We start from the raw sequence: 18,714 nt of genomic DNA on the forward strand, positions 1-18,714 counted from the left end.
CTTCGGCGCGCATCGCGATGACCTCGAGCGGGTCGTCCCAGGCGTGCGCGATGTGCTTGTAGAACTCCTTGTACTCCTCTTCGGAGACCTCTTCTTTGGGCCTGGCCCACAGGGCCTTCATCGAGTTGAGGGTTTCGGTCTCGATGGTGACGGTCTCCTCGCCGCCCTCCTCGCCGGCCGGTTCTCGCCGCTCGACCTGCATGCGGATGGGCCAGGCGATGAAGTCGGAGTACAAGGAGTTCTACAAGCACATCGCGCACGCCTGGGACGACCCGCTCGAGGTCATCGCGATGCGCGCCGAAGGCACCTTCGAGTACCAGGCATTGCTGTTCATCCCGTCGCACGCCCCGTTCGACCTGTTCAACCGCGACGCCCAGACCGGGATCCAGCTCTACGTCAAGCGGGTGTTCATCATGGGCGACTGCGACGAGCTCATGCCCGAGTACCTGCGCTTCGTCAAGGGTGTCGTTGACGCCCAGGACATGTCGCTGAACGTGTCCCGCGAAATCCTGCAACAGGATCGGCAGATCAAGGCCATCCGGCGCCGACTGACCAAGAAGGTCCTCGCCACGATCAAGGATCTGCAGTCCGAGCGCCCCGATGACTACCGCACCTTCTGGACCCAATTCGGCAGGGTCGTCAAGGAGGGCCTGCTGTCGGACTTCGACAACCAGGAGACGCTGCTGCAGGTCTCCTCATTCGCCTCGACGCACAGCGAAGAGGAAGCCACCACGCTCGCCCAGTACGTGGAGCGCATGAAGGACGGCCAGACGCAGATCTTCTACGCCACGGGGGAGTCGCGCCAGCAGATCCTGAAGTCGCCGCACCTCGAGGCGTTCAAGGCCAAGGGCTACGAGGTGCTCCTGCTCACCGACCCGGTCGACGAGGTCTGGGTGGGAACCGTGACCGAATTCGACGGCAAGCCGCTGCAGTCGATCGCCAAGGGCGAGGTGGACCTCAGCTCCGACGGCGAGCAGAGCGAGGCCGAGCGCGAAGAGCAGCAAAAGGAGTTCGCCGACCTGCTGACCTGGCTCAAGGACACGCTGTCCGACCACGTCAAGGAAGTTCGGCTGTCGAACCGACTGACGGACTCGCCGGCCTGCCTGATCACCGACGCCTTCGGGATCACACCGGCGCTCGCGCGCATCTACCGCGCGTCCGGACAGGACATTCCGGTGGGCAAGCGGATCCTCGAACTCAATGCCAACCACCCCCTCGTCACCGGCCTGCGCCAAGCGCACCAGGACCGCAGCGACGACCCCTCGGTGGCGGAGACCGCGGAATTGCTCTATGGCACAGCACTTCTCGCCGAGGGTGGTGCGCTCGACGATCCGGCGAGGTTTGCCGAGATCCTCGCCAACCGGCTGGCCCGCACGCTGTAGCCCCGCGCCGGCCGGCCCCAGCGTGCCGGGCCGAATAGGCGATTTCCGGGATTGAAAACCGCCTGGCAGGGATACTTAGATCCCATGCCCGAGTTTCGCGTCATCGACCCGCGTGGCCGGGTCGTCGCGACGAAGAACTTTGCCGACGCGGAGGCCGCGCACGCCTGGTTCGTCGGCTCCGTGGGCGGCGACACCGAGCTGGGTTGGCGCATGGAGGTCAACGACGACGGGCAATGGGCATTCTTCGACGACACCGAAGGGTTCACCGCCCCGGTGAGCCGGCGGCCGACGAAACGCTGACCCCGCGCGGCCGAGGCTGACGAGCCCGCGCGGGGCGGCCCGCGGCGCGACGTACGCTCCCCCCATGCACGTCGACGCGATGACGATTCCCCAGCCGCTCGGCCAAATCGGTGAGCTCGCCCGGCGGACCCAAGCCGTCGGGTTCTCCGGTTTGTTGTTCACCGAGACGGGCCGCACCGCGTACCTGAACGCCGCCGTGGCGTCGCAGGCCGCGCCGGACCTGGAGTTGTCGACGGGCGTCGCGGTGGCCTTCCCGCGCAGTCCCTTCGTGACCGCCGCCGCGGCCTGGGAACTGCAGGAAGCCACCAAGGGACGGTTCCGGCTGGGCCTCGGAACGCAGGTGCGCACCCACGTGGTGCGGCGCTATGGCACCGCCTTCGAACGGCCCGGGCCCCGGCTGCGCGACTACCTGCTGGCCGTCAAGGCGTGTTTCAAGGCGTTTCGTTCCGGGACGCTCGACCACCACGGCGACTTCTACGATCTCGACTTCATCACCCCGCAGTGGAGCCCGGGGCCCATCGACGCTCCCGACCCCAAAGTCGATATCGCAGCGGTCAATCCGTGGATGCTGCGGATGGCGGGAGAAGTGGCCGACGGGGTGCACGTCCACCCGATCGGCGAACCGGGTTACCTGGCCCGCCACGTTCTGCCGACGGTCGGCGAAGGCGCGCAGAAAGCGGGCCGTTCGCCGTCGGACATCGCGATCATCGTGCCCGTCATGACGATCGTCGGGGATACCGACGAGGAGCGGGACCGGCAGCGCGAAGTCGTGCGTGCCAGCATGGCCTTCTACGGGAGCACGCCCAACTACGCATTCATCTGGGACGAGGCGGGTTTCGATTGCACGACCGCCCGGATCCGGGAAAAGCAGAAGGCCGGCGACTTCGCCGGCATGGCGGCCCAGGTCAGCGATGATCACATCGCTGTCTTCGCCACCGAGTCGACCTGGGACGGGTTGGCCGACGCGTTGACGGCGAAGTACGCAGGAACCGCAACGCGATTGGTGATGTACAACTCCGTCGCTGACCAGGAGCGCTTCGAGCGCTACGGCGAGGTGGCCCGCCGGATCCAAGCGGTCAGCGACCGAGCTGGATCGCTTTGACCACCAGAAGCAACGCCCCGACGACCAGATAGGCCCGCAGGGCGATCATCGCGAGCCGGGTTCCGGGGGACCAGGTGACAGGTTCGAGCAGGGCCAGCGGCGGCATGCGCCAGGTGTTGCGATCGACGCCGCGGCCCGGAAGTTGTGGCCGGGGCCGTGCGGGCTGACGACGGGCCAGCCAGCGCAGCACCGGTGCCGCGGCCGCCGCGAGGATGACCAGCCCAAGGGTCAGATAGCCCGCGACGGCGACGACATCGAGGCCGGGAAACAGCGTGGTGGCCATCAGGATTCCGGACAACAGCAGCAGAACGCCGACGATCAGCCCGGCGACCCAGTTCAGCCAAGCGCGATTGACCCACGGCCCCAACACTTCTCGGTCATTGCACAACAACAGCAGAAACACGCTGGCGCTGGGCAGCAGCAAGCCCGCGAGGGCCTGGACGGCGGTGGTGATCAACCCGAGCGGGGCGCCCGGAATCAGCACGATGGCCGCGGCCAGGACCACCATCGCGGTATAGGACAGGTAGAACTGCTTGGCATCGGCGAAGCCGCGGTGCAGCGAGTGCTTCAGCCCGAACACGTCCCCGAAGGCATAGCTGGTGGCCAGGGTCACCGCGGCGGCCCCGATGATCGAGGCGTCCATCAGCACGATGGCAAAGATCGACCCGAGGCCCGGGCGGTGCTCTCCCAGCAGATGCGCCGTCACACCGGCGTCGGTGAAGCCGCCAAAGGTGTTGGTAGAGCGGGCCGCCCACTCGCCGGTCATCATCAACGCGGCGGCGCCGACCACCACCACGAAGGCGCCCAGCACGGTGTCCGCGCGTTCGTAGCCCATGAACCGGGGCGTGATGCGCTTGTCGACGACGTTGGACTGCTGAAAGAACAACTGCCACGGCGCCACGGTGGTGCCGACGATGGCGATGATCAGCAGCACGGCATCCGAGCTGATTCCGCCCGCAATGCCGGGCACGACAAACGACTTCGCCGCGTGTCCCCACTGCGGATGTGACATCAGCAGCATCGGGATCTGCAGCAGCGTGACCGCGATGAAAATGAACATGGCCCGTTCCCATCGACGGAAGCTGCCGCTGGCCATGATCGCCACCAACGCCACCGCCGAGATCGGGACCACAATGTATTTGGAGACGCCGATGTACTCGGCGGCCAGGCTGACGCCGATGAACTCCGTGACGATCGTCAGGAAGTTGAGCAAGAACAGGTCGCCGACGGAAAACCAGCCCCAGCCGCGGCCGAAGCGTTCGTTGATCAGCCGGGCGTGCCCGACCCCGGTGACCGCGCCGAGCCGGACCACCATTTCCTGGTTGACGATGAGCACGGGGATCAGCAGCAGCAATACCCACAGCAGTGAGTAGCCGTAGTTCTGGCCGGCCTGGGCGTAGGTGGCCACCCCGCCCGCGTCGTTGTCGCCGACCATCACGATGATTCCGGGCCCGACGATCGCGAGCAGGGTCAGCAGCCGCGTTTTCCAGGTGCGGGCGTGCTCGGTTTCCCCCACGCTGATGCGCCCGAACGCCCCCTCGATGTCACCCAGATGCGCGCTGTCCAGCACCGCGGTGCGCCGGGCATGCGCGGGCTCGGGGCGTTGCGCTGCCTGCGCGTCGGCCCGGGTGGCGTCCTGTTCGCCGGAGCTCACTGCGCGCTTCCTCCCCTCGGCGGCGTGTCACGGTCGTCGGCGGTGGTCTCGCGGATCGGGCGCGGCGCGGGCTCGCGGCGGCGCCAGTCTTCGGGGATGGTCGCCTCCAGCACGTCGTCAACGGTCACCACCCCGAGCAGCCGATCCTGCTCGTCGACTACGGGGATGGAGTAGAGATTGAAATCCGCCATCAGCAGCGCGATGTCGGTCAGGTCGGCGTCGGCGTCGACCCGCACCGGATCGGAATCCATCAGGGCCGCAAGGGATTCGGCGGGATCGACCTGCAACAGGTTGATGACCGAGACGACACCGTCGAGTCGTTTGTCCTCATCGAGCACATGCACCTTGATGAGCGCTTCCGGTTGGATGCTGCGTGACGCGGCGATCAACGCCAACGCCTCGCCCGCGGTGGCGGTGGCCGAACAGGTCACCGAGTCGACATTCATCAGCCCGCCCGCGCTTTCGGGGTTGAACCCCATCAGCGTGATGACCTTGGTGCGCTGCGGGCCGGGCATCAACTCGAGCACACGCCGGCGCCGCGACTGGCGCAGGTCGGCGATCGCGTCGGCGGCATCGTCGGCGCGCATCCGGCCCAGCAGCGCGGCGACCTCGTTGTCCGGCATGCCGTCGAGCAGCCGACTGGCCTTTTCCGGATCCAGCTCCTCGAAGACGTCTGCCTCCAGCTCCGGGTCGCTGTGCACCCGATCGAGGATCTCGCCGCCCTCGGCCTTGTCCGCTTCTTCGAGAAGATCGGCGATCTCGGCGGCCTTGAGGTCGCCGAACCGGTCCGACAGTCGCCGCACGGCATCCGAGCGTGCGTGGCCGATCAGCGGCTCGAACGCCTTCCAATCGCGAGACGCGTGCCCGCCCGAGTGCTTGATCAGCCCGAACAACCGCGGCGGACGGCGGGTGTCCAGGCGGGTGACCATCCAGCCCTGGCCGGCCTGCTCCAGCTCGATGTCGTAGGCACGCACCAACTCGACGGTGGCCACGTCGATCAGCCGGTGGCCCAACACATCGGTGCGCAACAGCACCTCACCCTCGCGGCGTTCGAACCCGCGAAGGTCAACCTTGTTCTTGGTCAACAGAACTCGATCCGTGGAGTATGCGTCGATGGATTTGTCACCGATGAAGACGCGGCGCCCGCCGACCCCGGCCACGATCCCCGCCACCAGCGGATACTCCTCGGCTCCCCGCAGCCGCACGATCACGTCCTCGACCCGGCCCACCGTTTCCCCGGAGCGGGCCAGCACGGGGGCGCGCAACAGCTGAGAGAGGTGGATGACTGGCTGCCCGGCGCGTGGCTTGGATGCCTTTTCCGATGTGCCCACGTATCCCTCCTCAAGGCGGTACGACCTAACCCGCGGACAACCTACCTCGGAAACTACGTAGTGCGGTGCCATGTACGGCTTCAGATCGGATCACTGGCGCGCAAGCATCATCGGGTGACCGACTCGGCCGCCAGAGCGTACGCCCTCGTTATCGCGGGCTACTACCGCCAATAGGTAAACAGCAGAAGGCCATTCGGATTCGGCGACCCTTACTGGCGGCTATTGCTTGTCGACTTTTCCCGCGATTTGATTGGCGATGCTGACGCCCGCGTCCCCGACGTCCTTGCGGCACGCATCGACGTCGATGACGACGTTGTTGCGAACGGTCAGCGCCCGCTGGCAGGGCATGGTCACGCTGTTGCCGTTCGAGGAGATGGTGATGGTCACCGGAGCGCTCAACACTCCGTTGGCGTTGGACACCTGGCCCACCTTCCACTGAAGTTCCGGCTTACCGTCCGCGGCCGGAACGGTGTCCTGGCGGTTGGCGCAGGCGGGCCAGCGCTGAGTCGACGTCGTGAAGAACGCGCTCGCCTGCTCGGGCGACGCAAACAGCACCACAAATTGGTATACGTCAGGGCTTTCCAGCTGATCGGCCCCCGCGGGAGCCGGCGCCTGGTCGTGGTAGCCGTACACCGCGGTGCTTCCGCTGTCGGCGTAGACCGACGCCAACGCCGCGTGAGTGCTGTATCGGCATTCGGCGGGAAATGTGTAGTCCGAGCGCTGCACCGGGTCTTCCACCAACTTGGTGACCGGTGGGTCGCTCGTCGTCCCGGTGACGCCCAGCACGGTACCGATATCGTTCGGCGAGAGCATCAGGTCGGGCAGTCCGGCCTGCGCCAGGGGAGTCTTCGGCGCAGCCGTCGTGCTGGTGGTCGACGACGAAGCGGCGCCTCCGGCGTTGTCGCCACCGCACCCGGCGATCAGTATTGCGGCGGCGGCAATGGCAACTGCAGCGGTCAGCTGGCTCCTCATGCGCATGGAGCCTACGACAGCGGGGCGGCGTCGCATGTGGATTTGCCGCATATGCGCTCGCGTGCAGGCTCTTACGGCAGCGACGGCCGTTGCGCGCGAAGTCGGCGTCAGAGGCTATGTTCGCTGAATGTCCGCAGTCGAATTCACCTCGGTATCGCCAATCGTCCCCGTCCGAGACCTGGACGTCGCGCTCGACCGGTACCGCCGGCTCGGTTTCGACGCCCGCGCGTACAAGGGCCCGGACCAATACGGATTCGCCGATCGCGGGTCGGTGTCGATCCACCTGACCGAGTGGGCCGAGCACGACCCCTTGCGCACCGCCGCCAGCGTGTACTTCTACGTCAGCGACGCCGATGCCCTCTACGCCCAGTGGGCGGCACTGGAGAACCTCGGCGGTCGCCTGATCGCCCCGCAGGACACACCGTACGGCCTGCGCGAATTCGCCTACGTCGATCCCGACGGCACCGCCCACCGGGTCGGTTCACCCCTGAGCCGACCTCAGGCTGATTCTGTTGCGCGAGAGGGCGTTTCGTCAGGCGACGGGGTGTAGCTGGCCTGGCTGTGGGCCAGCGCCACCGTCGCTGCCCCCATCAGCGCAACCGATAGACCCAAGGCCACCCAGCCGACGTCGTTGGTGCGCAACGTCTCACCCAGCACGGTGACACCCAGCGCCGATCCGACGATCGGCTCGGCGACGGTGACCGCCGGCAGCGACGCGGTGAGCGGGCCGGCCCGAAACGCCGACTGCTCCCAAGCGGTCGCGGCGATCGCCAGCACCACCCACACGTACAACTCGGGCGTCCGCAACAGCGCCGGGATACCGCGGTCGAGCTGGTCGACCACGCCCTTGGTCAACACCGAAAACAGCCCCCACAGTGAGCCGGACATCAGGCCCAGCAACAGTGCCCCGACCGAACCCGGGAACACGCGCGCGCCGATTACGCACAGGGCCAGCGCCGGACCCATGACCAACGCCACGACGCTCCACGTGTGAACCGACCCGCGCGGGGTGCCCTGCTGAGGGTCGCCGACCGTCACCACCACCGCGACAGCGGCGGCGAGCAGAACCGCCCAAATCCCTTGCCGCCGTGTGATTCGGCGATGTGCCACCCGTGCGCTGATGAGCAACGCGAACAACAGCGAGGTCACCAACAGCGCCTGCACCAGCACCACCGAACCCAGGCCCAGGGCGGCGGCCTGGAAGCCGAACCCGGCCGCGGCCACCAGGCTGCCCGTCCACCACTGCCTGTCGCGCAGCAGCCGGCGAAACAGGGCGACGGTGCCGACCGGTTTGTCGGTGACTTGCTGTGCGGAGCGCTGCTGGACGACATCCCCGGCGCCGACCATCAGGGCGGCCGCGACCGCGAGCAATGCCGCGATGCCCGTCTTGCTCACGCCGGCCTCCTAACCACTATGGCGGGCCATCCCACTTGTCGCACAATCAAATCCGCATGCAGGGCTGGCCTACGCGGTGCGTCAGCTGTTGCGCCGGATCTTGAGCGCGGTGGTGATCATCGGAATCTGCATCGGCAGCCGGGCCAGGGCGACCAGGCGCATCGGCCACGGCTTGCCCCACCACAGCCGGCACATGTTGATGTTGCCCGGAAAGACCCCGACGAACAACGCCACGGCGGCCAGCGCTGCGGACCGCCGGGTGCTCCGCGGCACCAGCAGCGCCCCGATCGCCAGCTCGGCCACACCCGACGCGTAGGTATAGAGCCGCGGGCTACCCGGCAGCTCGACCGGAATGATGGAGTCGAAGGGTTTGGGCGCGACGAAGTGCAGGGTGCCGATGCCGAGCAGCATCGCCGCGACGCGGTAGGCGAGTTGCTGGGTGGCGTCGCGGCCGGCGTGGGGGAGGGTTGTCATGGAGCCATTGTGCCCATAGCGGCGGTGGCTTACGCGCGGTCGGCGTCGGTGAAGCGGATGACGCCACGGATGTTGCGGCCCTCGAGCATGTCGCGATAGCCGTCGTTGATCTGCTCGAGGGTGTATTCCCGCGTCACCATGTCGTCGAGATTGAGCTGCCCCAGTTTATAGAGCTCGAGAATCGCGGGGATGTCGTACTGCGGGTTTCCGCCACCAAAGATGCTGCCCTGCAAGCTTTTCTGCAGCAGCGAGAGTCCGGCGAGGTTGAGCGTGACATCGTTGGCCAGCACGCTGGCCATGCCGGTGAGGCAGCACACCCCACCCTTGGCCGTCAGCCCCATCCACGACTCGACGTCTTTGCCCTCCACGTGGCCCACGGTGACGATCACCTTGTGGCACATCAGGCCTCGCGTGGCCTCGGCGATGCAGGCCGCGGCGCTACCCACGTCCGCGAACGCCGCGGTGGCCCCGAACTTGAGCGCCTGTTCGCGCTTCCACTCGTAAGGGTCGACGGCGAATATGCGCCGGGCCCCGGCGATGCGGGCGCCCTGCAGCGCGGCGACGCCGACGCCGCCGATGCCGATGACCGCGACGTCCTCGCCCGGCGAGACCGCCGCGCTGCGCACCGCCGAGCCGTAGCCCGTGGTCACCCCGCAGCCCACCAGGCAGGCTACGTCGAACGGGATCGTCGGATCGATCTTGACCACCGACGTCTGGTGCACCACCACATACGGCGCGAAGGTGCCCAGCAACGACATCGGGATGACTGGGACGACTTGGTGGCCTCTTGCCACTGTGACACGAAACGATCCGTCGGAGACCGACTGTCCCGACAGCAGGCCCATGCCGAGGTCACAGAGGTTGCGCAGTCCGGTCTGGCATGGCGTGCACTTCCCACACGACGGGATGAACGACATGACGACGTGGTCGCCCACGGCCAGGTGTTCGACGCCCTCGCCGATCCCGGTGATGATGCCGGCGCCCTCGTGGCCCCCGAGCACCGGATAGCTCGGGATCGGGAAGTCGCCCGTCATCAAATGGTGGTCGGAGTGGCACAGACCGGCCGTCTCCAACTGGACGGTCACCTCGCCGCGGCGGGGATCGCCGATTTCGATCTCTTCGACCGACCATGGCTCGTTCAGTTCCCAGACCAGCGCACCTTTGGTCTTCAACGGTTGGCCTCCGTTTTTACCCGAACCGCTTAATTGTTAGCGCCGTCACACGAGCCCGGCCCACTGAACTTAGACCATTACTATTGTCTATACAGTATTTGATACGATTCGCGGCGTCTGACCGCCCACAACAACGAGGTTGAGAACATGGGAACACCCGTCATTGTCGGAGCCGTCCGGACCGCTATCGGCCGATCGTTCAAGGGGACGCTGGTCAACACCCCGCCCGAGACACTGATCACCGCCGTGCTGCCCGAGGTGGTCCGCAGATCGGGCGTCGATCCCGCCGACATCGACGACATCATCTTCGCCGAATCCCATTACGGCGGTGGCGATCTCGCCCGTTACGCGGCGACCGCGACGGGCCTAGACCACGTTCCCGGGCAATCGGTCAACCGGCACTGCGCGGGCAGCCTTACCGCCATCGGCAACGCCGCGGCGCAGATCGGCTCGGGCATGGAACGGGCGCTCATCGCCGGCGGGGTGCAGTCGCTGTCGATGACGCCGCTGACCAACTGGCGGATCCCCGGCCCCGAGCTGAAGTTCGAGGAGCGCTGGATGCCTCCTACGCACGTGGAGACGCCCGACGCGCCCGCCAAGGACATGTCCATCACGGTCGGCTGGAACACCGCGCAGGCGGTCGGCATCACGCGCGAGGAGATGGACGCCTGGGCGGCCCGCTCGCATCAGCGCGCCGTTGCCGCCCAGGACGCCGGCAAGTTCGCCGACGAGATCCTGCCGCTGAAGATCACCCAGTTCGATGGCTCGGTCACCGAGTTCGCCGTCGACGAGCACCCGCGCCGCGACACCACCATCGAGAAGCTCGCCGGCCTGAAGGTGCTGCACCCCGAGATCGAGGGTTTCTCGATCACGGCGGGCAACAGCAGCGGCACCAACGACGCCGCGGCCGCGGTCGCGCTCGTCGACAGCGACTACGCCAAAGCCAACAAGCTCAACGTGATGGGCACCGTCAAGGCCTGGGCCGCCGCGGGCGTGGCACCCCGGGACTGCGGCCTGGGTGCGGTGAAGGTCATCGGGAAGGCGCTGCAGCGGGCCGGCCTGTCGCCGGGCGACGTCGCCCTGTGGGAGATCAACGAGGCGTTCGCTTCCGTCCCGATCGCGGCCTGCCGCGAATACGGCCTCGACGAGGAGAAGGTGAACTTCTCCGGTAGCGGCTGCAGCCTCGGCCACCCGATCGCGGCCTCGGGTGCGCGCATGGTGACCACGTTGGCCTACGAGCTGGCCCGCCGCGGCGGCGGCATCGGCGTCGCGGCGATGTGCGCCGGCGGCGGCCAGGGCGGCGCGGTCGTCATCGAGGTCTAGCGGCGATCGCGAGGTCAGCGAAGCTGGGCGATGCGGGTCGCCGCCATCGATCTGAGCCCTCAGCGGCTAATTGCAGAACGTGTAGCCGATGAATTGGGTCCCGCGCGTGTCGCCGCTCGAGTAATTGGCGAAGTGCACGGCCGGCTCGCCGTTGTACTGGGTGTTCATCTTCTGCACGGTCGGTGGTGGAACGCCCTTGGGGAAAGCCAGGATCATGTCGGCGTAAATCTCCAATCCGGACTGGCAGATCGCCTCGCGGCGCGGCGGCTGCGGATTCCATGCGTGCACGACGACCGGTTCGGTCAGCTGAGACCCCGTTGCGCAATTCGGGTCGCAGAGCTTGAACACCGCCGTGCCGGTCCCGTCGGCGCCCTGCGGTCCCCAGGACGTCCACGACATGTCCTGCAGCGCAACGGCCACACTGGCGCAGCCCAGAACGTTGAGCTTCTTCGGACGCGCGACCGGGGGGACGGACGGGTTATAGCACCCCGGGATGGCGAAGCTCTCCGGCGCTGGCGGCGGCTGGGTGCTGGGCGCCGTCGCGCTCTGATGGCCCTGGCTCAGCTGCACGCCCACCACGGCGAGGACCCCGACCAGCACCGCGGCCGCGACAATCCCGGCCCCGATCAGTCGCCCCCGCGAGGTGTGCCGCAACCGCCTCGATAATGGGACGTTGGCGTTGCCGCTCACGCTCATTAGATTACGGGTGAAACTTTGCCGGTGGGCTGCTGCCCGTTTTCGCGTCTGACAGGGTAAAGTTGGTCATCGCTACCAAGATATTGAGGATTCCGCGGGGTTGCCGATGAATGACCATGATCTGGCCGCACGGTTGGCCACCGAGGCCGGTCGGTTGTTGCTCGGCGTTCGAGACGAATTCGCGCACGCGGAAGCCGCTGAACGGAAAGCCGCGGGGGACAAGCGATCCCACGATTTTCTGATGGAAGCGCTCACCGCGGAGCGGCCCGGTGACGCCGTGCTCTCCGAAGAGGGCGCCGATGACCCGGTGCGATTGCGCTCGGACCGGGTCTGGATCGTCGATCCGCTGGACGGCACCCGGGAATTCTCCGAGCTGGGACGCGACGACTGGGCCGTGCACGTCGCGCTCTGGGAGGCCGGTGAGTTGGTCGCCGGCGCCGTGGCGCTGCCGGCGCAAGGCATCACGCTGGCGACTCCCGACGTCGCCTCGCCTCCCGCCGTACCGGGCAAGCCGCGCATCGTGGTGTCGCGCACCCGCCCTCCCGCCATCGCCCTGAACGTGAAGGATGCGCTGGACGGGGTGCTGGTGGAAATGGGCTCCGCGGGAGCCAAAGTCGCTTCGATAGTGCAAGGGCTCTCCGATGTGTACGTGCACGCCGGCGGCCAGTTCGAATGGGACTCCGCCGCGCCGGTGGCGGTGGCACGGGCCGCCGGATTGCACACCTCTCGCATCGACGGCTCCGCCCTGGCCTACAACCAACCCGATCCGAAGTTGCCGGATCTGGTGGTCTGCCGGGCCGAACTCGCGGAAGCGGTGCTCGCGGTTACCCGTTGAGCGTCGACGTTGGGAAATGCGCTTTAGTCGGTCACTTTGGCGACGTGACGTTACCTGTTTGCTTGGGGGAGTGGGTGAAAGCAGCACGATAGGCGCTTGGGGTCAGACCGGTCTTGCGAATGAAATGGTCGCGTAGCGAATCAATGGAACCGAGCCCGCTGCGGTGGGCGATGACCCCGACCGGCAGATCGGTAGTCTCCAAGAGTTCACGTGCGCGGTCGATCCGCAGCTGCAGCAGCCATTGCAGTGGGCTGAGTCCAGTTTCATCCCGGAAGCGTCGATTAAGCGTGCGAATACTGACCTTTGCGTGATCAGCCAAATCGGCGAGTGTGAGCTTGTCCTGAATCTTTGTCAGGGCCCAAGCCCGGGTCTGACTCAAGCTGGCAGGGGCCGCCGTAGGGACCGCCGCGGCGACGAACTGCGCTTGCCCGCCGGGGCGCACAGGTGCAACAACGGCCAGGCGCGCGATCGTATTTGCAACTGCCGCACCGTGATCGGTGCGAATGAGGTGCAGGCATAGGTCGATTCCGGCGGCCAATCCGGCCGACGTTACGACGGGCCCGTCTTCGACGAACAGCACTTCGGGTCGGACTTGCACGTGTGGATAGCGTTGCGCCAACTCCGCGGCGTAACGCCAGTGCGTCGTCGCGCACCGCCCGTCCAGCAAGCCCGCAGCAGCCAGGACGAACGCGCCGGTGCAGATCGACGCGATCCGCGCACCGCGACTTGCGGCCTCCTGCAACACCGAAACCAGTTCGGGTGCGACCTCGTCGCGGGCGCCGGTACCGGTAACGAGAACGGTATCGGCGCCGCCGATCACCTCCAGTGAGCCGGTGACGATTACGTCGAACCCACCTCGCGTGGCCAACGGTCCGGGCACCGGTGTGCAGGCGCGGACTGCGTAAGCTTCGCGGCCATCGATCTGCACGCCGCCGAACAGCAGGTCGGGGATCGATAGCTCGAACGCACCGACCGGCGGGACGGCGACCACCGCAATGTGATGAATGGCCAGAACCTCCCTAAGCATGGCATTTATGCCACTAGCGCAGTGTAGCCGGCCGCACGAATAGTGGGACTTCAATGCCCTGAAGGAGAAACATGTCCGTGAAAGTTGTTGTCGGAGCCGGTGGTGCGGGTGTAGCGACCGCTGAGCTGCTCGCCGACTCTGGCCATGAGGTACGGCTGATCACCCGGCGCGGCAGCGGTCCGAGCCATCCGCAGATCCGGCGGATCGCGGTTGATGCGTCGAAAACCGACGAGTTGGTGGGTGCGCTCAAGGGGGTCACTACCCTCTACAACTGCGCCGCCCCGCCGTATCACCTGTGGCGCACGCGCCTTCCCGCCCTCGCTTCCGGCATGCTCAACGCCGCGATCGCGGCTGGGGCGGATTACGTGATGTTGGGCAATCTGTACGGCTACGGCCCCGTGACCGGCTCGATCACCGAACACTCGCCGCTGAAACCGAACTCGATAAAAGGCGAACTGCGCGCAGAAGTCTGGATGCAGGCAAAGGCCGCGCATGACGCCGGCCGGGTCCGCGCAACCGAGGTCCGCGCCAGCGATTTCATCGGCCGTGGCGCCATCTCGGTGTTCACGATCATGGTCGCGCCCAAGGTGCTTGCCGGCAAAACAGCACTATTCCCGGCCGATCTCGATGCGCCACACAGCTGGACCGGAACCGTCGATGCCGCGCGCGCTCTGGTCGCTGCGGGCGCCGACGAGCGTAGTTGGGGACGACCGTGGCACGTTCCGACCAACCCCGCGGTGTCGCCGCGCCAGTTGGCGACGGTATTGGCCGACTGCGCTCGAGTCGGCGCACCCAAGCTCCGCCGCATGCCGGGCTGGTTGCTGGCTGCGGCGGCGTTGGGCTCCAAAGTGGTCCGCGAGTTGCCCGAGATGCAGTATCAGCTCCAAAAGCCGTTCGTGATGGATTCCTCGGAGACTGCGCACACGTTCGGCCTGACCCCGACTGCGCTTGACGAGATCCTGCATGACGGCCTTTCCCACGGGCGCGGCCCTATCGCGACAGCTCGCGGAACGCGATCATGACGCAAGTCCACGAATGCTGCGAACTGGGTGCGTCGGTGCACCAGGTGTGGAGGCTAGTCGCCGATTTCGGCGGATTCGTCGAGATGCTGGTCGCCTCGCGTGACGGCACGGTCAGGACCCGCGGGGCCGGTATCGGGATGCTTCGCACCGTCACGGTCGATGGCGAGTGCATGGTCGAACGGCTCGACGAGATCGACGAGGAGCAATGGCGAACCCGTTACTCCATGATTATGACCGGACCGTTTCCCGTGGCCGATTACCGGGCAACCATCACCTTGCATCCGCTCGGCGAGAACAGGTGCGCGCTGAGTTGGGTGGGCTCCTTCATCCCCGTCGGTGCCAACGAATCCGATGCCGCAGCGGCGGTGCGCTCGGTCTACAGCGAGGGAATGGCATTGATGCGCGGCCGGTTTGGGAGCTGACACGGTCTGCCCGCACGGGACCCACTCAGACCGTGACGAAGTCGGCCATCATCGCCATGTCCTCGTGCTCGAGGTGTGGCAATGGACAGATACGTTCCGCGATAGTCGGTGAACCGCACGATCACTTCCACCGCTTCAGCCGGTGCAACGTCGATGGTGTCCTTCCAACCATGATCGAAGCGCCGGGGGGTCTGTTGTTGCGCGAAGACTTGAAAGTGGTTGAGATGGACATGATCGGATCACGTCGAGCGCCATCCGACCCGTGGGTTGTCGAAGGTCATGGTCTGGCGGCTTCAGCGCCAGGCCTGCTGCCAAGACTGGATGCGTTCGGCCAGTTCGGGCCCGCGGTCCTCCTGGATGAAGTGGCTGGCGTCGATGCGGGCGTGTGGCTGGCCCGCGGCCCCGGGAATGTGCTTGATCAGTGCGCTGTCCGCCCGCCCGAGGATCGGATCGCGGGCCCCGAAGATGGCGAGGAACGGCTTTTCCCAGCGGCCGAGGGCATCCCAGGCCTTCCTGTTGGCCGGGATCGCCGGATCGGTGGGCGAGGTGGGGACCAGCCGAGGGAACGCCCGCGCCCCGGCCTGATACGACTTGTCGGGGAAGGGCGCGTCGTACCCGGCGCGGACCTTCGACGGCACCCGGCGAACGGTTCCGGCGCTGACGATGCGGCCCGCGGGCAGCACGGGGGAGTAGCGGGCGAAGGCGCGCCAGGCATAGAAGGCGGGCGGGGTGCGCCGTTGCGCCGTGGGCAGGAAACCGTTGGCCACCACCAGCCGCCCGATGCGGTCGGACTGCTCGGCGGCGATGCGCAGCCCGATCAACGATCCCCAGTCCTGCACGAACAACGTGACGTCCCTGAGGTTGAGGTGCTCGAACCAGGAGGTCACCCATTCGACGTGCCGCTGGTAGGTGTAGTCCTCGACCCGGCTGGGCTTGTCCGAACGGCCGAAACCGATCAGATCGGGTGCCAGCACACGGTTCCCGGCGTCGGTCAGGGGAGGGATCATCGTGCGGTAGAGGTAGCTCCACGTGGGCTCGCCGTGCAAAAGCACGATCGGCGGCCCTTCGATCGTCCCCTCGTCGAGGTAGTGCATGCGCAGCGGGCGAGTGTCACTTGCGGTTACGTCCAGGTAGTGCCCAACGAACGGGTAGTCCTCCAGGTTTTCGAATCGGGAGTCCGGGGTTCGCAGCACATGCATATTCAGCTCCTCCGGTGAACCGGCACCTCTGCTAGCCTCTCTCGCCGGCGCGAGTTCGTCTAGTAGCAGATTCATTGAGGTGAGCCCAAAGGGCTACAACGCCATTGCCTAGCGCGCGTCGGCCAAGGCCCGGCCCATGCGCGACAGGGCCTCGCGCAGAATGACTTGCGAGGTGGCGAAGTTCAATCGCACGTGTCCGTTTCCGCCGGTTCCGAACACGTGGCCGGAACTGAGCGCTACCCGCGCGTGATCGAGGAACCAGCGGGCGGGCCCGGACAGGTCGGCGACCACCGCAAGGCCGTCGGCGGCCTCCTCGACGAAACCGAGTTCCCGGCAATCCAGCCACGCGAGGTAGGTGCCTTGCGGCCATTGGTATTTCACTCCGGGAAGGTGTTCGGCGACCAGCTCGCCCAGCAATGTCCGGTTCTCGTCGAGGCCCCGCAGCGTCGCGTCGAGCCAGTCGGCGCCGCTGCGAAATGCCTCGGCGTGGGCGATGACGCCGAGATGGCTGGGCCCGTGGCTGACCTCCTCGGGCATCCTGTCCAGGTCGGCGGCCGCCTCCGGTCCGGCGATGGCCAGGGCCGCTTTCAAACCGGACAGATTCCAAGCCTTCGACGCCGAGGTCAAAGCGAAGGCGTTCTCGGCGCCGGGGACGGTGAGAAAGGGCGTGAAGCGCGATCCGGGCAGGATGACGGGCGCGTGGATCTCGTCGGACACCACCCGCACGCCGAACCGCCGGGCGAGCTCGGCGACCCCGCGCAGTTCGTCGGCGGTGTGTACCGATCCGGTCGGGTTGTGGGGATTGCACAACAGATAGGCGACCTTCGCGTCGCTGGGAGCCCCCGCACGGGCCCGAACAAAGGCATTCTCCAAGGCGCCCAAGTCAATTCGCCCATCGCGCAGCGGCGCCTCGATCACCTGACGGCCGTCGTGGGTGACGAAAGCGTAGAACGGCGCGTAGACCGGCGGGTTGACGACGACCGCGTCGCCGCGATCGGTCAGCAGGCGCAACACCTCGACGACACCGAGCATGACGTCGGGAACCAGCGCTGTGCGGCTCACGTCGAGATCGTTCCACTGCCAATGCCGCGCCGCGAATTCGCTGACCGCTTCGGCCAGCGCGGTGCCGCAGGGATATCCGGTGTCGCCGCCGTCGATGGCCTCGCGTAGCGCCTGCGCTACCGTCGGCGCCAATTTCACGTCCATCTCGGCGACCCACAGCGGCAGGACGTCGGCGGGATGCGCGCGCCATTTCATGCTGGTGCGCAGCCGCAGCTGGGCCAGGGTGAGTTCCTCGAGCGGATTAACCGTCACGCCCGCAGAGTAACCGGCGTGACCTACCCGCCGACAAACGCTTTTTGCGGGATCGTCAACGGCAGGTCCACCGAACTGAGCAATCCCGGTTGGGCGGCAACGACATACGGCACGGCGTTGACGACGCGCATCGCGGTGGCGACCATGGCGCCCGCCCCGGACGTCATCCCACCGATGCCCGCCTTCGCGGGATCTTTCAGCGTCGCCGCCAGCGTGCAGTCGATGTCCGGATCGCCGGAAATCATCACGCGATAGGACAGATCGCCAATCCCTTTGGGCCACTCGGGGGCGACGTCGTGCGCCAGCCGGGTCACGTGCTCGATGACGATGGCCTCCCGGCCGTCGACCACGCCGATCGCCTGCATCCGCAGCGCGCCGCAGGTCCCGGCCTCGACCGTGCCCATCGCCACCTCCAGCGTCCGGTCGGTGACCGCGCGATCGAAACCCTCGCGGACTTCCTGCACCTCGACCTCCAACGCGTCGGCGATCAGGCGGATCTGCCCCTGCCATTCGCCCGCGATGGCGCCGGGGTAGCCGATCCAGGGCTGGTAGTCGAGCGGGCGGCCGAAACCCAGCGCGTCGCTCATGATGTCGGGCACCCCGTAGTCGTCGTACAGGCCGATCTCGAAGGAGTGGATCTTGTCGATCGTCGACGACTGCGTGGACAGCACCAGCGGCAGATAGTCAGCGGCGAAACCCGGCTCGATTCCCGACGCGTACAGCGACACCTGGCCCTGCTTGGCCGCGGCGACCAGCTGGTCGCGCCATTCGGCGGGCTCGTAGGCATGCGGGTTGACCAACCGCGTGGTACTCGTGGTCACGACGTTGATCCCGGCTTCGAGCAGCTTGACGTAATCGGGGATGGCCAACGCGTCGCGCTCCGGCCCGCTGGCCGCATAGATGACGCAGTCGGGTTTGGCCGCGATCAGCGCGTCGGCGTCGTTGGTGGCCCTCAGCCCGATCGGCTCACCGCCGGCCAGTTCACCGGCATCCTTGCCGACCTTGTCCTCCGAGTGCACCCACACGCCAACCAGTTTCAGGTCGGGGCGGCGCCGGATGGCATCGATCGCGTTCGACCCGACTCCCCCCGTCGG

18 protein-coding genes and 2 pseudogenes are annotated in these 18,714 nt (G+C 66.9%); 8 read left to right on the forward strand and 12 right to left on the reverse strand.

What is annotated here, in order from left to right; all coding sequences use genetic code 11:
• Window positions 1–232: pseudogene (locus A5622_RS00625) on the reverse strand (molecular chaperone HtpG); the annotation flags it as partial.
• Here A5622_RS00625 and htpG point away from each other — a divergent pair.
• From htpG to A5622_RS00640, 3 genes and pseudogenes are all read left to right on the forward strand, one after another.
• Window positions 225–1,382 (forward strand): annotated as a pseudogene (gene htpG, locus A5622_RS00630) (molecular chaperone HtpG); the annotation flags it as partial. The pseudogenes A5622_RS00625 and htpG overlap by 8 nt on opposite strands.
• Window positions 1,383–1,466: 84 nt before the next feature.
• The gene (locus A5622_RS00635) at window positions 1,467–1,682 is read left to right on the forward strand and encodes a hypothetical protein (RefSeq protein WP_066871339.1); all 216 of its coding nucleotides are present in this window, start codon (window positions 1,467–1,469) and stop codon (window positions 1,680–1,682) included.
• 64 nt (window positions 1,683–1,746) lie between these two features.
• A complete protein-coding gene (locus A5622_RS00640; RefSeq protein ID WP_066876014.1) occupies window positions 1,747–2,784 on the forward strand; it encodes a TIGR03617 family F420-dependent LLM class oxidoreductase in 1,038 nt (345 codons plus the stop codon).
• Here A5622_RS00640 and A5622_RS00645 read toward each other — a convergent pair.
• The 3 genes from A5622_RS00645 to A5622_RS00655 all read right to left on the reverse strand — a co-directional run bounded on the left by A5622_RS00645 (window position 2,759) and on the right by A5622_RS00655 (window position 6,741).
• Window positions 2,759–4,354, reverse strand: coding sequence for an NRAMP family divalent metal transporter (locus A5622_RS00645; protein WP_156752787.1), 1,596 nt, complete (start codon window positions 4,352–4,354; stop codon window positions 2,759–2,761). The two genes, A5622_RS00640 and A5622_RS00645, sit on opposite strands and share 26 nt — an antisense overlap.
• 80 nt (window positions 4,355–4,434) lie before the next feature.
• Window positions 4,435–5,769, reverse strand: a complete 1,335-nt coding sequence (locus A5622_RS00650) for a magnesium transporter MgtE N-terminal domain-containing protein (protein ID WP_066876020.1) — start codon at window positions 5,767–5,769, stop codon at window positions 4,435–4,437.
• A gap of 219 nt (window positions 5,770–5,988) precedes the next feature.
• Window positions 5,989–6,741 (reverse strand): sensor domain-containing protein, encoded by a 753-nt coding sequence (locus A5622_RS00655; RefSeq protein WP_066876044.1) that lies wholly within the window; start codon window positions 6,739–6,741, stop codon window positions 5,989–5,991.
• Between the two features lie 127 nt (window positions 6,742–6,868).
• Here A5622_RS00655 and A5622_RS00660 point away from each other — a divergent pair, with 127 nt between their 5' ends.
• Window positions 6,869–7,291 carry a VOC family protein gene (locus A5622_RS00660; protein WP_066876022.1) on the forward strand — a complete coding sequence of 141 codons (423 nt, stop codon included), beginning with the start codon at window positions 6,869–6,871 and terminating at the stop codon, window positions 7,289–7,291.
• On the opposite strand, the gene A5622_RS00665 is transcribed toward A5622_RS00660, so the two are convergent.
• The 3 genes from A5622_RS00665 to A5622_RS00675 form a co-directional block, all read right to left on the reverse strand.
• Window positions 7,240–8,136, reverse strand: a complete 897-nt coding sequence (locus A5622_RS00665) for a DMT family transporter (protein WP_066876024.1) — start codon at window positions 8,134–8,136, stop codon at window positions 7,240–7,242. The genes A5622_RS00660 and A5622_RS00665 overlap by 52 nt on opposite strands.
• A gap of 81 nt (window positions 8,137–8,217) precedes the next feature.
• Complete coding sequence (locus tag A5622_RS00670) at window positions 8,218–8,610, reverse strand: hypothetical protein (RefSeq protein WP_066876027.1); 393 nt, start codon at window positions 8,608–8,610, stop codon at window positions 8,218–8,220.
• 29 nt (window positions 8,611–8,639) lie between these two features.
• Entirely contained in the window at window positions 8,640–9,782 is a 1,143-nt protein-coding gene (locus tag A5622_RS00675) for an NDMA-dependent alcohol dehydrogenase (protein ID WP_066876029.1), read from the reverse strand.
• Between the two features lie 147 nt (window positions 9,783–9,929).
• On the opposite strand from A5622_RS00675, the gene A5622_RS00680 reads away from it, so the two are divergent.
• On the forward strand, window positions 9,930–11,105 hold the full coding sequence (locus A5622_RS00680) for a thiolase family protein (RefSeq protein WP_066871363.1): 1,176 nt from the start codon (window positions 9,930–9,932) through the stop codon (window positions 11,103–11,105).
• Window positions 11,106–11,171: 66 nt separating this feature from the next.
• Here A5622_RS00680 and A5622_RS00685 read toward each other — a convergent pair whose 3' ends face one another.
• Window positions 11,172–11,801, reverse strand: coding sequence for a hypothetical protein (locus A5622_RS00685; protein WP_369827512.1), 630 nt, complete (start codon window positions 11,799–11,801; stop codon window positions 11,172–11,174).
• 106 nt (window positions 11,802–11,907) lie between these two features.
• Here A5622_RS00685 and A5622_RS00690 point away from each other — a divergent pair, with 106 nt between their 5' ends.
• The gene (locus A5622_RS00690; protein ID WP_066876031.1) at window positions 11,908–12,636 is read left to right on the forward strand and encodes a 3'(2'),5'-bisphosphate nucleotidase CysQ; all 729 of its coding nucleotides are present in this window, start codon (window positions 11,908–11,910) and stop codon (window positions 12,634–12,636) included.
• 31 nt (window positions 12,637–12,667) lie between these two features.
• Here A5622_RS00690 and A5622_RS00695 read toward each other — a convergent pair whose 3' ends face one another.
• Entirely contained in the window at window positions 12,668–13,663 is a 996-nt protein-coding gene (locus A5622_RS00695) for a GlxA family transcriptional regulator (RefSeq protein ID WP_082994499.1), read from the reverse strand.
• 71 nt (window positions 13,664–13,734) lie between these two features.
• On the opposite strand from A5622_RS00695, the gene A5622_RS00700 reads away from it, so the two are divergent.
• Together A5622_RS00700 and A5622_RS00705 are read left to right on the forward strand one after the other, a co-directional pair.
• Entirely contained in the window at window positions 13,735–14,685 is a 951-nt protein-coding gene (locus A5622_RS00700) for an NAD-dependent epimerase/dehydratase family protein (protein ID WP_066876033.1), read from the forward strand.
• The gene (locus A5622_RS00705; RefSeq protein WP_066871372.1) at window positions 14,682–15,107 is read left to right on the forward strand and encodes an SRPBCC family protein; all 426 of its coding nucleotides are present in this window, start codon (window positions 14,682–14,684) and stop codon (window positions 15,105–15,107) included. Before A5622_RS00700 ends, A5622_RS00705 begins: the two co-directional genes overlap by 4 nt.
• A 293-nt stretch (window positions 15,108–15,400) precedes the next feature.
• Here the strand turns inward: A5622_RS00705 and A5622_RS00710 are convergent, their stop codons facing one another.
• The 3 genes from A5622_RS00710 to A5622_RS00720 form a co-directional block, all read right to left on the reverse strand.
• Complete coding sequence (locus A5622_RS00710) at window positions 15,401–16,306, reverse strand: haloalkane dehalogenase (protein WP_066876037.1); 906 nt, start codon at window positions 16,304–16,306, stop codon at window positions 15,401–15,403.
• A gap of 108 nt (window positions 16,307–16,414) precedes the next feature.
• Entirely contained in the window at window positions 16,415–17,620 is a 1,206-nt protein-coding gene (locus A5622_RS00715; RefSeq protein ID WP_066876039.1) for a MalY/PatB family protein, read from the reverse strand.
• A gap of 23 nt (window positions 17,621–17,643) precedes the next feature.
• Window positions 17,644–18,714 (reverse strand): dihydrodipicolinate reductase (locus A5622_RS00720; RefSeq protein ID WP_066876041.1); only part of this gene is annotated, 1,071 nt, incomplete at its 5' end.

The sequence above is a fragment of the Mycobacterium sp. 1245801.1 genome (genome assembly GCF_001673055.1).
Lineage (GTDB): Bacteria > Actinomycetota > Actinomycetes > Mycobacteriales > Mycobacteriaceae > Mycobacterium > Mycobacterium europaeum_A.

Bases quoted from the DNA above. Each gene is read 5' to 3' on its own strand.
- A5622_RS00670 (WP_066876027.1), bottom strand. From the start codon at position 8,610: ATGACAACCCTCCCCCACGCCGGCCGCGACGCCACCCAGCAACTCGCC.
- A5622_RS00685 (WP_369827512.1), bottom strand. From the start codon at position 11,801: ATGAGCGTGAGCGGCAACGCCAACGTCCCATTATCGAGGCGGTTGCGG.
- A5622_RS00705 (WP_066871372.1), top strand. From the start codon at position 14,682: ATGACGCAAGTCCACGAATGCTGCGAACTGGGTGCGTCGGTGCACCAG.
- A5622_RS00660 (WP_066876022.1), top strand. From the start codon at position 6,869: ATGTCCGCAGTCGAATTCACCTCGGTATCGCCAATCGTCCCCGTCCGA.
- A5622_RS00635 (WP_066871339.1), top strand. From the start codon at position 1,467: ATGCCCGAGTTTCGCGTCATCGACCCGCGTGGCCGGGTCGTCGCGACG.
- A5622_RS00655 (WP_066876044.1), bottom strand. From the start codon at position 6,741: ATGAGGAGCCAGCTGACCGCTGCAGTTGCCATTGCCGCCGCCGCAATA.
- A5622_RS00690 (WP_066876031.1), top strand. From the start codon at position 11,908: ATGAATGACCATGATCTGGCCGCACGGTTGGCCACCGAGGCCGGTCGG.
- A5622_RS00680 (WP_066871363.1), top strand. From the start codon at position 9,930: ATGGGAACACCCGTCATTGTCGGAGCCGTCCGGACCGCTATCGGCCGA.
- A5622_RS00695 (WP_082994499.1), bottom strand. From the start codon at position 13,663: ATGCTTAGGGAGGTTCTGGCCATTCATCACATTGCGGTGGTCGCCGTC.
- A5622_RS00700 (WP_066876033.1), top strand. From the start codon at position 13,735: ATGTCCGTGAAAGTTGTTGTCGGAGCCGGTGGTGCGGGTGTAGCGACC.
- A5622_RS00710 (WP_066876037.1), bottom strand. From the start codon at position 16,306: ATGCATGTGCTGCGAACCCCGGACTCCCGATTCGAAAACCTGGAGGAC.
- A5622_RS00640 (WP_066876014.1), top strand. From the start codon at position 1,747: ATGCACGTCGACGCGATGACGATTCCCCAGCCGCTCGGCCAAATCGGT.